At 47.9% G+C, this 13,455-nt stretch carries 13 protein-coding genes and 1 pseudogene; all 14 read left to right on the plus strand.

Features of this window, described 5'->3' with window-relative positions; translation table 11 throughout:
- Positions 1-4: 4 nt before the first annotated feature.
- The 14 genes and pseudogenes from AM410_RS17285 (at position 5) to AM410_RS17350 (ending at position 13,207) form a co-directional block, all read left to right on the plus strand.
- Entirely contained in the window at positions 5-1,441 is a 1,437-nt protein-coding gene (locus AM410_RS17285; protein ID WP_025203896.1) for a serine/threonine protein kinase, read from the plus strand.
- 36 nt (positions 1,442-1,477) lie between these two features.
- Positions 1,478-2,896: a phospholipase gene (locus tag AM410_RS17290; protein ID WP_108648173.1), complete on the plus strand. Its 1,419-nt coding sequence runs from the start codon at positions 1,478-1,480 to the stop codon at positions 2,894-2,896.
- 35 nt (positions 2,897-2,931) lie between these two features.
- The gene (locus tag AM410_RS17295) at positions 2,932-3,654 is read left to right on the plus strand and encodes an ankyrin repeat domain-containing protein (RefSeq protein ID WP_198922454.1); all 723 of its coding nucleotides are present in this window, start codon (positions 2,932-2,934) and stop codon (positions 3,652-3,654) included.
- A gap of 14 nt (positions 3,655-3,668) precedes the next feature.
- Positions 3,669-4,115, plus strand: a complete 447-nt coding sequence (locus tag AM410_RS17300) for a hypothetical protein (protein ID WP_108648606.1) — start codon at positions 3,669-3,671, stop codon at positions 4,113-4,115.
- Between the two features lie 82 nt (positions 4,116-4,197).
- Positions 4,198-6,126, plus strand: a complete 1,929-nt coding sequence (locus AM410_RS17305; RefSeq protein ID WP_108648174.1) for a type VI secretion system Vgr family protein — start codon at positions 4,198-4,200, stop codon at positions 6,124-6,126.
- 11 nt (positions 6,127-6,137) lie between these two features.
- Entirely contained in the window at positions 6,138-6,932 is a 795-nt protein-coding gene (locus tag AM410_RS17310; protein WP_108648175.1) for a DcrB-related protein, read from the plus strand.
- Between the two features lie 2 nt (positions 6,933-6,934).
- Positions 6,935-8,269 (plus strand): PAAR domain-containing protein, encoded by a 1,335-nt coding sequence (locus AM410_RS17315; RefSeq protein WP_044867268.1) that lies wholly within the window; start codon positions 6,935-6,937, stop codon positions 8,267-8,269.
- Positions 8,266-9,336 (plus strand): ADP-ribosylarginine hydrolase Tri1, encoded by a 1,071-nt coding sequence (gene tri1, locus AM410_RS17320; RefSeq protein WP_032678389.1) that lies wholly within the window; start codon positions 8,266-8,268, stop codon positions 9,334-9,336. The genes AM410_RS17315 and tri1 (AM410_RS17320) overlap by 4 nt, the downstream gene beginning before the upstream one ends.
- Positions 9,337-9,593: 257 nt before the next feature.
- Positions 9,594-9,941, plus strand: a complete 348-nt coding sequence (locus tag AM410_RS17325; RefSeq protein ID WP_108648176.1) for an immunity protein Tsi6 family protein — start codon at positions 9,594-9,596, stop codon at positions 9,939-9,941.
- A 16-nt stretch (positions 9,942-9,957) separates the two neighbouring features.
- Positions 9,958-10,143: pseudogene (locus AM410_RS17330) on the plus strand (ADP-ribosylglycohydrolase family protein); the annotation flags it as partial.
- Between the two features lie 300 nt (positions 10,144-10,443).
- Positions 10,444-10,824 (plus strand): immunity protein Tsi6 family protein, encoded by a 381-nt coding sequence (locus AM410_RS17335; RefSeq protein ID WP_108648178.1) that lies wholly within the window; start codon positions 10,444-10,446, stop codon positions 10,822-10,824.
- A gap of 35 nt (positions 10,825-10,859) precedes the next feature.
- Positions 10,860-11,960, plus strand: a complete 1,101-nt coding sequence (tri1, locus tag AM410_RS17340) for an ADP-ribosylarginine hydrolase Tri1 (RefSeq protein WP_032669867.1) — start codon at positions 10,860-10,862, stop codon at positions 11,958-11,960.
- A 119-nt stretch (positions 11,961-12,079) separates the two neighbouring features.
- Positions 12,080-12,529 (plus strand): hypothetical protein, encoded by a 450-nt coding sequence (locus tag AM410_RS17345; protein ID WP_050816912.1) that lies wholly within the window; start codon positions 12,080-12,082, stop codon positions 12,527-12,529.
- A gap of 231 nt (positions 12,530-12,760) precedes the next feature.
- Positions 12,761-13,207, plus strand: a complete 447-nt coding sequence (locus AM410_RS17350) for a hypothetical protein (RefSeq protein WP_108648179.1) — start codon at positions 12,761-12,763, stop codon at positions 13,205-13,207.
- The last annotated feature ends 248 nt before the right edge of the window (positions 13,208-13,455 follow it).

The raw sequence follows: 13,455 nt of genomic DNA on the forward strand, positions 1-13,455 counted from the left end.
AAAGATGACGGATAATGATAACAATCGGACTGTCCCAAACGCGCTCCCGGTCGGGTATCGCTTCAACGAGTTTGAAATTAAAGAGGTGATCGGTGGCGGCGGGTTCGGCATCGTCTATCGCGCGTGGGATCATCAGCTCGAACGCACTATCGCTATCAAAGAATTCATGCCTGCCTCGCTCGCCGTGCGCGGCGACGATATGACGCTGGTACTGCGCAGCGAACGTTTTGGCAAAGCGTTTTCCGCCGGCCTGAACAGCTTCATTCAGGAAGCCCGCCTGCTGGCGCGCTTCAACCACCCAAACCTGCTTCACGTGCTGCGTTTCTGGGTGCAAAACGATACGGCCTATATGGGAACGCTGTTCTATAGCGGTACCACGCTCTCCCGCCTGCGAGAACAAAAACCGGAGCTGATTAACGAAGCCTGGATCCGTCGTATGCTGCCCATGCTGTTCGGTGCCATTAAGACAATTCATGACGAAGGCTATCTGCACCGCGACATCTCTCTGGATAACATCCAGATTCAGGACAACGGCCTGCCGGTTCTGCTCGATTTCGGCTCAGCGCGCCGCACCATTGGTAATCTCTCTGACGAGACGGAAACCATGCTGCGCCCGGGCTTTGCGCCGATCGAGCAGTACACTGACGACAACGAAAGCGAGCAGGGCCCGTGGACGGATATTTACGCTCTCGGTGCCGTGCTGCGTACCCTGATTGTCGGCTCACCGCCGCCGGTCAGCGTGGTGCGCTCAATCCAGGACACCTGCAAACCGCTGGTGGAACTGCAGCCACAGGGCTATTCCCTCTCGCTGCTGCAGGCCATCGACCGGGCGCTGGCGTTGCACATGGAAGACCGACCGCAGTCCATCGATGAATTCGCGGCGCTGATTGAGATGCCGGTAGCGGGTATCGACGATGTACTGAGCGCGAAAAAACCGGGCACGATGCTGGTACCGGTAGAGGAAGAGGCACCGGCTTCTGCACTGGACTGGCACCGGTACAAAATCCCGGCAATGGTTGCTGCGGGCGTGCTGGTTGGCGTCGTCGCCGGAGCGATGCTGTTTAGCGGTGGCGACCATGATGCGCCAGAGCAGGCGGCGCAGGCCCCCGCTGAGACGCGCCCCGTTGAAACCGCATCGAACGCGCCGGAAGTGAAACCGGAAACGGCGAAAGCCAGTGAACAGGCTGCACCGACTGCGACAGCGCAACCGGCCACCCCGCCGGTGGATGCCAGCCCGGTTGCACTGGTCTATATCCGTATTCTTGACGGTGAGACCCTGAAAGTGAACGGTGAGCCAAAAACACTGCGTCCGGCAAATAACGGTTATGCATCGCTTAAGCTACCTGCGGGCGAGGCCAGAATTGAACTGCAGGGCAACGGGAAAACGCGTACCCAGACGCTGGATATCGCGAAGCCTGGCACCTGGCTGGTGAATCCGTAAGTAAGGTAAGCAGGGACTGGTAACAGGACGGAGCGAATGTATAACCTCAAGTTTGTCTATCTTTTCAGCGAGAATGTCTCGCCAGCGCTTTTCGCGAAAATTATCCGCCCGTCCGTAGCCGGGCAGTGGATAATGTCAGTTCCCGACAATTCGCTGCGCTCGCTGTTTACGCGTTACGATTTGCTGCATTCCATCACCGGGGCGAATCCCTATCAGTCAGGACGCGATACCCGTAAGCTGATCGTGCAGGATCTCGATATCGGCAGGATCGTTGCCATCGACGAGAGTTTCCGTAACTGGTCATCGGTAACGGAGATATTTTATATCAATGCCGATGGCCGACTGCAGGCGGCCTCGCTTACCGGTCTGGGCTGGTACCCGGTAAGCACAATCGTCGATCGCTACGAAACCATGGTGCGAACCTACGGTGCCCGTCCTGCGCCGACGGTACTGCCGAAGCAGGTGGTGAAATCCAAAGCGGCACAGGTGCCGGATGAGGCCACGCCGGGCAAAGACGGTAAAACCTATGCTTCTCAGCTACAGCAGATGACCAAGGCGGAACGCTGGCAGGCGCGTAAGGATCTGATCGCGAAGGGCAGCAACAGCCTTTACCCGGATGCGCAGATCGCCGCTAAACGACTGGCGGCGAATAATATTGCTGTGGAGAAAGCGAAGCTTGCTGAGAATGTTTATAAGACAGTGAATCCGCTGGAGACAACGCCGGGGGTGCCAGAGGGCTGGAAGGATATAAGCAACGATGCATCGGTGCTAAAGAAGTTAGGTCTTAAAAGTAAAACACTTTATGACAAGAGTGAGGATCCTGATTTTCTGGCACGCGTCTATCAGCCTGACCCTGACGTTTTTGGTGGCGATATGAATCCTACGCTGGTGTTCAGAGGGTCGAGGCAACCAGAGTTTTTCCCCATGAAGAACATGACTGACTGGAAAAATAACGGTGCGCAGGGGCTTGGGTTGGAGTCGGATTATTACCGAAGAGCCGTAAGTATGGGCGAGCAGCTCGCCAAATCAGGTCAAAAAATAGACATTGCGGGGCACTCTCTTGGGGGAGGTTTAGCATCAGCCACCTCTATGGCAAGCGGTATGGCGGGATGGACGTTTAATGCTTCTGGCCTAAATTCCGGTACCGTCGAGAAATATGGCGGAAGCATATTGGGCAGCACGGATAACATTCAGGCTTACCGCGTCGAGGGTGAACTGCTGACCAGGGCTCAGGAAGTAAATGTTTGGGAAGATTTTAAAATGGTAAAAGGGCACGTGCCAGCACTTATAGCGAAAGAAGAGATTTCTGCCATTATGCCCAATGCTGCCGGAATAGCTCACGACCTTCCTGGTGGAATGGGGAGTGCATTTGACCGACATGGAATAGATCAAGCGATAAACTGTATTGAACAACAGAAGGATGAGGATATCTCTATTATCAGGAGCCGCGCGTGAAATCACTAATTATTGGCTGGGTAGCGCTTTGTTTAATGTTTATGGTTCAGGGGTGCAAGCAAAATATGGATTTACAACCAGATAATTACTTTAATGGTGACCAGCTCACATTAGCGCGCGCAATTGAGAATGGTGACGGCGATGAGGTGAAAAAGTTAGCTTCGAAAACTGATTTAAACAAACCTGGTAAAGAGGACATGACCCTGTTGTTTTGGGCGGTGATGAATTCACTTAACGATAAAAAAACGCCTGAACATTTAAAAATTATCACTACTCTGATTAAGGCTGGCGCAGATCCGCTGCAGCCGAGGCCGCAGGGAAAAAGTTCGCCTGCAGAATTAGTATTAAAAGCGGACAGCGACGTGTGGATAAAGGCGATGCTGGACGGCGGATTATCTCCAGATGCAAAAGACAAAACGTTTGGTGAGCCTATAATATTCGAAAGTATCGAAGCGAAAAATACCGAGACACTCAAGGCGATGCTTGACGGCGGAGCGGATATTAATATTACCGACTCACTGGGTAGTACATTGTTAGTAGCCGCGCTGGATTACCACGCTTACGATCACGTGCTCCTTTTGCTGAAACGCGGTACTGACCCTGAAATTAAGACTATCAATGGCTGGACGATGGGTAATCAACTGCAACGTTATCTGAACAGAACAGAAGAAGGCAGTGAAGAATATAAAAAACTAACTGAAATCAAAGAGACGCTTATTCAACATGGTGGTAAATGGCCGCCAGCACCAGTCAAGTAAAGGTTAGGGCGAACATGACCGCGAAAAATAAAATTTTCTATTTCTGGGGTGTTATGGATGTCATCGGGATTGTGTTTTATTCGATTGGTCCATACCATTTACTTGAGTCATGGTGGGTTTCCACCGGAGGAAATCCGGGTGTAATTATCTTTATGCTGATAGCAGGTGGCGTAAACGGAATAGTGACAGGTGCTTTTTATCTTGTTTATCTCCTCATGCCAGTTTCCTTGCTTTTTTCTGCCTGGTTTTTTTTCACAAAACATCGATATGCGGTCGGTTTTGCTCTTATACAAGAAGTGCTGCGCGTTATCATCTTCAGTTGCTCAGTGACACTTTTCCCTATGGCGATCGCTGGTTTAGGATTGAGCGTTATTTCCATTAATATTGCTTTATTTATATTATCGGAAATATTAAAGATTGGCTCTCTCATATATATAATCAAAACACTTCGCGCTAAATAACCAATCTGACACTGCATAGTATTACCATGACACATTTAGTGCCGTGAGTCTTTGCATCGCATAAGCCATATGGAATAAAGTTATGCTCAACCGAATTACCGTTCAGCTCCCGGTGGAGGGGCTTCTGTTCTGGAAACTGACGGGCCGCGAGGCGATGTCCGAGTCGTTCGCCCTGACGCTGACCCTGCTTGGCACGGATGCGCGCATTGACCGCAGCAAACTGCTGGGTCAGCCGGTCACGGTGACCATCCCGACGCAGAGCCTGCTGACGCCCCGCTATATCAATGGAAAAATCACCCGCGTGGCGGTGAGTGCCGTCGAGCTGACGGGCACCCGCTATGCGGTGTACCAGCTGACGGTGGAGCCGGACCTGTGGCCGATGAAGCGCGACCGTAATCTGCGTATCTTCCAGGGTCAGACGGTGCCGCAGATTGTGAAAACCCTGCTGGGTGAACATCAGGTTAACGTGGAGGATAAGCTCACCGGGAGCTACCGGGTGTGGGACTACTGCGTGCAGTATCAGGAGTCAAGCCTGGACTTTATCAGCCGCCTGATGGAGCTGGAGGGGATTGCGTATCACTTCAGCCACGAGGCGGACAAGCACACCCTGGTGCTCACCAACGCCGCGACGCAGCATCAGCCGTTCAGCGGCTACGAAGTCATTCCTTACCACCAGACGCCGTCCGGCGGCAGTACGGATGAAGAAGGTATCAGCCAGTGGGCGCTGGAGGACAGCGTCACCCCGGGGATTTACAGCCTCGATGACTACGACTTCCGCAAGCCGAACGCGTGGCTGTTCCAGGCGCAGCAGAACCCGGCGTCACCGAAGCCGGGCAGCATCGACGTGTACGACTGGCCGGGACGGTTTGTTGAGACCGGGCATGCGGAGTTCTACGCCCGTATCCGTCAGGAGCGCTGGCAGGTGGAGCACCAGCAGATTCAGGCGACGGCCACGGCCGCGGGTATTGCACCGGGACACACCTTCACCCTGACTAACGCCCCGTTCTTCAGTGATAACGGTGACTATCTGGTCACGGCGGCGGGTTACCATTTCGAGGAGAACCGCTACGCGAGCGGCGAGGGGGAAACCCTTCACCGCACTGATTTCGCGGTCATCCCGGCGTCGGTGTCATACCGTCCGGCGCAGAGCACGGCGTGGCCGCGCACCTACGGCCCGCAGACGGCAAAAGTTGTGGGGCCAAATGGGGAGAGTATCTGGACGGACAAATATGGCCGCGTGAAGGTGAAATTCCACTGGGACCGTCTGGCGAAGGGGGATGACACCAGCTCCTGCTGGGTGCGTGTGTCGAGCGCCTGGGCGGGTCAGGGGTACGGCGGGGTGCAAATTCCGCGGGTCGGCGATGAGGTGGTGGTGGACTTTATCAACGGCGATCCGGACCGTCCGATTATTACTGGTCGCGTGTACAACGAGGCGAGCATGCCGCCGTGGGCGCTGCCGGCGGCGGCCACGCAGATGGGCTTTATGAGCCGCACGAAGGATGGCTCCGTGGATAATGCCAATGCCCTGCGCTTTGAGGACAAGGCGGGCGCAGAGCAGGTGTGGATCCAGGCTGAGCGGAATCTGGATATTAACGTCAAAAATGACGAGTCTCACTCTACCGAAAAAAATCGTACCCAGTTTGTTGGTGAAGATGAAATCTTACGGGTAGCGAAAAACCAGAAATCAGGGATTAAAGGCGATGTGGTATGCCTGACGGGGAACAGTCGAAACGATAAGGTCGTTAATAATTTTATACTTTCCGCAGGTAATACGCTGAGACTGGAATGTGGTGAAAGCGCCATCGAGCTATCAAAAGACGGTAGCGTTCATATCATTGGTAATAACTTTAACTTTACTGCAAAACAGAACGCACAAATTAATACGCTTTCCGGCGAATTGCATTTGAACCCTGATGACGGACGAAATGTCATCGATCCGCCTGGTGCATCCCTTCAGGGTGAAATCCAACAGGAAGTGGATAGTTTTTTTGTTATTAATGGCAACAAGTAAGAGTAACCCGAATGGCTGATTATATTCTTCAGGAAGCAACACTCGCCTTACCCGATGTATTTAAAGACAGAACCATGAATTTATTCACCATGAGTGATAACGGAGCTAGCGAGTTTACTTTTGTTGTTTCTCGTGCGACGGCAAAAAACGAAGATAAAGTCCATGATGCGGCTACCCGACTGGCGCATGAACTGGAAATTACAGTGCCCGACTTTCGTCTAGAATCCTCTCAGATGACTTCTGTTGATGGTCATCCGGCGGTAGAGCTTTTTTATCAGTTTAAAAATGATAACTCGGTCATTTTTCAGAAGCAGACGGTGATTTTACTCGCTGACCATCCTGGTGGGCAAAAGATGGTGTGTTACATCGGCACATGCCCGGGCGAATTTAGAGATTATTATCATAATCAATACCAGGAAATTATCCGTAGTATTAAGTTTCACAAACCTGCTCAAACGGATCCCAAAGAAATGCTCGCTGCCGACAGCCAGGGGCCTTTTTTTGCGCTTGATAGTGAGAGTAAAGTTCTCCGTGTCTTTGAAAACATTCAGGAACTTTATGGACATCTTTCGCTTCAGCGGGCGAAAGAGGGTCAATATTTGCTTTATGAAAAAAAAGGTAAACCACTCAGTATTGCACCCGTTCCGGACAGCCAACCCCTTCGTTATGCGCTCTGGACGACTTCCTCAGACAAATCACATCACTTGCTTTCACAACTTTCCGTATGCCGCCAGGTCTCTGGTTCTGACCAACTTAATACACCCGATCGGATACGTGGGTATCTGATGGCACAGCGAGCCGAATAGTTATGTCAGAATGTCTGGCCGCACGCGTAGATGATGAGATTGCTCATACAGCCTCAAAAGGCTGGATGATCGCAGGATTGGTGGGTGGGGCAATTCTGGGCGCTGCTGCCGTTGTCGTCACCGGAGGGACCGCGCTGGTTGCTGTTTCTGCCGTTGCGGCTGGGGCATGTGCTGCGGGTGGGTTGGGTGAACTCCTCGGCAGTATGTCATGGGCACCGCGTCACACGACAGGTACGCTGAAAGAAGGTTCACCCAATGTCTTTATCAACAGCCGAAAGGCGATCCGCGCACATCTATCAGCCGGAGAGTGTGATGAGCACAGCGGCAGCCTGCAACGGGTCGCGGAAGGTTCGATAAAAGTTTACATCAACAACTTCCCCGCCTCTCGCACAGGCGATAAATTGACATGCAGCGCTGAGATTAGTCAGGGATCGCGTAATGTTATTATCGGCGGAAGCAAGGTCCAGACCGATGAAATAAGTCCTGAAATCCCGGAATGGGTGAACTGGACGATGCTCGCCGTTGGTGCCGGAGCGATGGCGGTGCTCGCCAGTCCTGCTATCGCACTTCTGAGTACCCTCGGGGCGATGGGGGGTGGAACGGTTGGTAGCTACGCAGGTGGGATGCTGTTTGGCGAAGGTAGCGACGGTCAGAAATGGGGGATGCTGATCGGCTCGGTTATCGGCGGCGGGGCTGGCATGAAAGGCGGGGCGCGGTTTGATGCGTGGCGAGCTGGTAAATCAATGCCGCGCGTTAGTGCGGAACCCATTACAGCCCCAGCTTCGCCGAGGATGAGCTTAAGCGAAGCCGTAGGGAAACAACGAGCTGAAAAATGGATTACTCGTGGCAGAGAATTGGCAGATAATCGTGATCCTGCTTTGTCTGCTTTACTCAGTGATGAGCAAGTAGGCGCATTGTATGGTTATACTACCGATCCTGGCTACCAAATGGTAAACCCAGCATTACGAGGTATGAAACCAATGACTAAAGAAATGGAAGCATTTACTCAACATATAAATGATGGCTTGGACCAGCTTCCTGCTTTTAGTGGAGAGACATACCGCGGGATGAACAGCTTACCTTCACACATCTTGGATGGATATACTCCGGGCAAAACAGTTATCGATCCAGCCTTTGTTAGTACTGATGTTAATCAAGGCTTCAGCGGTCCTATCCAAATGCGTATTGAAGGTTTTTCCGGCCGGAAAATTGACTTCCTTTCAGAATTCAATGCAACAGAGACTGAAGTGCTATTTAAGCCTAATACATCGTTTGAGGTTATCAGCAGGTCAGATGAACTTGGGATAACAAATATAGAATTAAGGGAAATACCATGATCGACCTTCATACTGAAGACTCTGTAATCAATCATTATGCCGATCGCTATCGTACATACATGCCAATTAATGTCCGTAAGGCAATAAAAAATGACGGTATTGATGGTTTGAGTTCTTCACAAGCCTGGGATGAAACATTACCTTTAATTACGACTGAAGATATTTCACGTGATAAAGCACTTGGGGCGCTGGTCGGTTTGGCTGTTGGGGACGCAGTCGGCACTACTCTTGAGTTTAAGAAAAGAGACAGTGAACATGTAGCGGATATGATTGGTGGCGGACCTTTTCATTTAAAACCCGGTGAATGGACGGATGATACGTCCATGGCATTATGTCTGGCGGAAACTTATCTTTCAGAAAACAGAATGCATACCGATATACTTAGAAAATATCTCGTTAAATGGTATCTTAACGGTGATAATAGCAGTAATGGTCGGTGTTTCGATATTGGCAATACGACGCGATTTGCGCTTGAACAGTATTTGCGTATTGGGCCTTCCTGGTATGGTAATACCGAGAAACACACTGCTGGTAATGCTGGGGTTATTCGTCAAGCTCCGGTGTCTATCTTTCGTCGAAAATCGCTGCGCGCGATTTACTTCGAATCCCAGGCTCAGAGTCGCGCAACTCATGGCGCGGTAGAGTCAATTAATGCATGCCAATTTCTCGGATTGGTATTGCACTATTTAATTAACGGTTATAAAAAAGAAGAAGCTTTTTCCCCTCATGTTTTCCCATTATGCGCGCGTGTAATGATCATAAATGCGGGTGAATATAAGCAAAAAACTCGCGATCAGATTCGTTCAAGTGGTTATGTCATCGATACGCTTGAGGCCGCGATGTGGTCCGTATGGAATACGGATAATTTCAGAGATGCTATTCTGTTGGCCGCCAATCTTGCCGATGATGCTGACAGCGTTGCGGCGACGGCAGGACAAATAGCGGGAGCATTATATGGTTATTCTGGTATTCCGTCGGAGTGGAAAAACAAACTTGTACAACACGAGCGTATCGCCAAAATGGCAGGTGAACTGTTTGATAGAGCTCCTGAGGATAATTTTTTATAATTGAATAATTCATATGGCACGGCTATTGTAGCGTGCCATTCAGTTGGAGAGAAAATGTTGGGTTAATGTGAAGTTACATGTGAGGAAAACAACTCACTTTGCCAGCATAGAAAATATACTGAATTATGCAAAAAAAGTAGAGTAGTTCGGTAATATTGCTTCCCGTGCCTGGTATTTGGCTAGTTAAAAATATCCCTACCAGCCAAAAGGTAGGGGGTACAGAATTTATTAAGATAAAAATATGTCTAAGAGTGCTCATGAATAAAGAAAATTATAACGAGCTGAATTATATCAATGATGCCATTGATATAATCAATAAACGATTGGAAACAAAACCTGATTTTTCACTGTATGTTATGGTGAAGTGCCAGTTGGATTATATTAAATCTGTTTTGGTTGACGCTGAAAAAGATAAAAGTAAATTACATTCATTGAATCTTGGAGTACTTGCATCTAAAGAATTTGATACAACAGATGCCGAACTTGCTGAGCATTTATCTAATGCTAATTATATAGCTTCGCAGATGGGGAAAGGATTGAAGATCATTCTTCCTCATGAACAAGATGTGGAATATTTGAAAAGACAAAAAAGATATCGTAAGTGATAGGCAGTTTTTTTGAATTCTGCTGGCCGCCAATCTTGCCTATGACGCTGACATCGTTGCGGCGACGGTGGGGCAAATAGCTGGAGCATTATATGGTGATTCCTGTATTCCCCAGGATTGGAAAAATAAACTCGAGCAACACGAACGTATCACCACAATGGCAGGTGAACTATTCGATAGAGCACTTGAGGATAATTTCTAGTAATTGTATAAATCATATGACGCGGCTATTATAGCGTGCTATTAAGTTGAATAGAAAATGTTGTGTTGATGCGAAGTTGGATGTGAGACGAAACAACTCACTTTTCCAGTATTGAAATATACCGAAACATCAAGTCGACCATATTTGATGATAGTCACTCATTAATAAAGAAAGTGATTTTTTAATTTCCCCTCTTAATTCTATTATCTTCCTTTAATAAAATGTGGTGACTGATTTTATCAGGCAAAAGTGGTCGGGAATAATAGGCGCGCTCTCACTCTAATAATTTAACTCAATACAATGAATGAAATAACAGTCTTGGATTATGTTGAAAAAGCATTAAGTTTATCTCAAAAGAGATATGCTGAAGTCAGAAAAAGTAATCCCCAATCCCCGCTTTTGCAAATGTACGACCCTACAGTACAACAATTACTATTTCTGCGGGACCTCATCGAAGGCAAGGAAAAGGATAAGGCGAAATTATGGAAGATGACGTTCGGTATGTATGCAGCGAAGGAGTTTGATAATTCGGATGAGTTGTTTTTTGAAAGGCTGTCGGATGCCTGGTTTATTGTTGATCAAATCCGCCGAGGATTAAAGGTTAGGCTCCCGCATGAGATTGATGCCAATTATAGAATAAAACAACAAAATCTTAAAATGAAATATCCTGATGAATTTTAGGGTTGATGTTAAATATATTTTATTATGGGTGGATGGTGATTGATTTACATGCTAATTTGAATGTATTGTTAAAATATGTAGATAGATATCGTAAGTACTTACCTGTTAGTAGTCTTTCAGTCCAGCAGAAAATGCAGTATAAATATAATGATAAACTATTAGAATCATCTTTTGATTGCGATGCCCAAAAACAATGGGACTTAACACCATCATGCAACATCTCACTAGTGGAATCGCGAGATCGTGCTGTTGGTGCGCTTATTGGTCTTGCTGTTGGAGATGCTGTAGGGACGACGCTCGAATTTCTACCTCGTGACAGAGCATACGTCAAAGATATGACAGGAGGTGGGCCATTTCGACTTCGCGCAGGCGAATGGACGGATGACACATCCATGGCATTATGTCTTGCGGAAACGCTTCTTGAGAAGGGTGATGCTGATACTATATGCTTCAGGAATAAGCTTCTGGAATGGTATCAGCATGGTTATAACAGTTCAAATGGCATCTGTTTTGATATAGGTAATACAACTCGCTTTGCTTTAGAACAATATTTAACTGTTGGTCCTGGGTGGAGCGGTAATACTTCGCCAGAAACTGCAGGTAATGCTTCTATTATCAGACAAGCGCCTGTCTCAATTTTTTTTAGAAAGTCATTAAGCAAAGCGTTTTATGAAGCTAAAAAACAGAGCATCGCCACGCACGGTGCCGCGGAAGCAATAAATAGCACACAGTATTTAAGTTATTTACTTGTACATATGATTAATGGCAGCAATAAAGATTTTGTTTTTGCTCCACACGTCATGCCGCTTCAGCCACGTGTAATGATTATCAACGCGGGTGAATATAAGCAAAAAACTCGCGATCAGATTCGTTCAAGTGGTTATGTCATCGATACGCTTGAGGCCGCGATGTGGTCCGTATGGAATACGGATAATTTCAGAGATGCTATTCTGTTGGCCGCCAATCTTGCCGATGATGCTGACAGCGTTGCGGCGACGGCGGGGCAAATCGCGGGTGCGCTGTATGGTTATTCCGGTATCCCACAGGAGTGGAAAGACAAATTGGTACAACACGAACGTATCGCCAGAATGGCAGGTGAATTATTCGACAGGGCTCCTGAAGATACTTTCTTGTAATTGTTTTCATATTTGGATAGTGAGGGTTTGAGCTGGTCGTAATTTCCGCTCAGGCAGATGGCGGAATTAATGGTATTGCTGAGTGTGTTGCCCTTTTGAAAAAAGATTAAAGAGGATAAATGGGAAATATTGTAATGCATTGGTTTTTCTTTATTTTCTTTATGATTTGGACACTAGCGCTTATCTGGAATGGAAAAGATTTTTTTAACAAGAAAAAGTGGCTCCTGGCGGGGATGATGTTGGTTCTGGTGTTAGTAGCCACAGTTGTCATTGGCTTTACGTTTAAATGGCTTTCTCAGTCGATGTCATTGTTTTCCATCGCAACGGCCAAACAATATTCGATCATTTTTTCTATGTCTTTTCTGTGCGTATGGGGTTTAAAGGTCACAGTTGTGCTGCTCTGTACTGTTTTCTCGGGGATTCTGAGGGGGCACAAAAGCTACAATGTGGAAAATTATGAAAAAATATCGTCTATATCACGCATCGTCGCGCCTGGCTTACTTATCGTTGCTAAAAGCTTAATTTCCCTCGGAAGCGTCCTTATGTTTTCGGGTCTTTGGCTAAAGTAAGCACAATGATTAAGGTTGCATAACGGATACCGTTGTTTCTACTGTTATCGCAACCACGTCTCCGCTTTGCGTCATGCCCTTGACCCGATCCGGATGCGTGCATCGACCGCAGCAGGCAGCTCGGTCAACTGGTTGCGGTGATCATCCTCACGCAACCCGCCATGCGCCAATTGTTAATACTGGGGGTGTGACTGTCATAGTCGGGCGAGCGAATAAGGAGCAGCGGATTCAATGAAGTTTCTCGGGTTTATTATTTTTTCATTGGTCGCTCTTGCCTATATCTGGAATGGCAAAGATAGTTTTAACAAAAAAGAATGGGTAGTTTTTTTCGTAAAATTATCTTTTATATTAGTCGGCACTTTTATTCTGGTTTTCGTGTTGATCGGATTGCGGGAAATTTTCCCCTCGATGACAAAAGAAGATGGTGAGTTTGTACTAATCGTTATTCCGCCTTCATTTGTCACACTGTTATTGGCTAAGTTTTTCGTCGTTATGCTTTGCACAATATTTGAAGCTATAATGCGTTTTCATCAGCGATATAACACGGAGCAAAATTATTCGATTTTGTCATCACTGGCAAACAGATATAGCCCCGGATTGCTTTTACTGGCGAAATGTCTGGCATCATTTGGTTGCATTCTTATATTCTATGGTATCTGGTTAGCCTCCGCGGCCTAAGTGAAGAGAAATTATAAACACTTAGAACATCTATCCGTTTCCCATAGCCTCCGCTACCAGTAACCGAATGACTGGAAATGGCTGTACACCTCAACTGACAAGGAAATACTTCATTACCAGGTGATATTTCCCATGCGTGTTAAGCCAGCAGGTTTGACTCCACCACACATTACTGAAGTCGGCTTGACGAATGATAGGGGGTTATCCATCTCCGGAGTAACACTGTGGACGTGCTGGGGAAATTTCAT

The sequence above is a fragment of the Enterobacter cloacae complex sp. FDA-CDC-AR_0164 genome (genome assembly GCF_003071645.1).
GTDB classification, from domain to species: Bacteria; Pseudomonadota; Gammaproteobacteria; order Enterobacterales; family Enterobacteriaceae; genus Enterobacter; species Enterobacter ludwigii.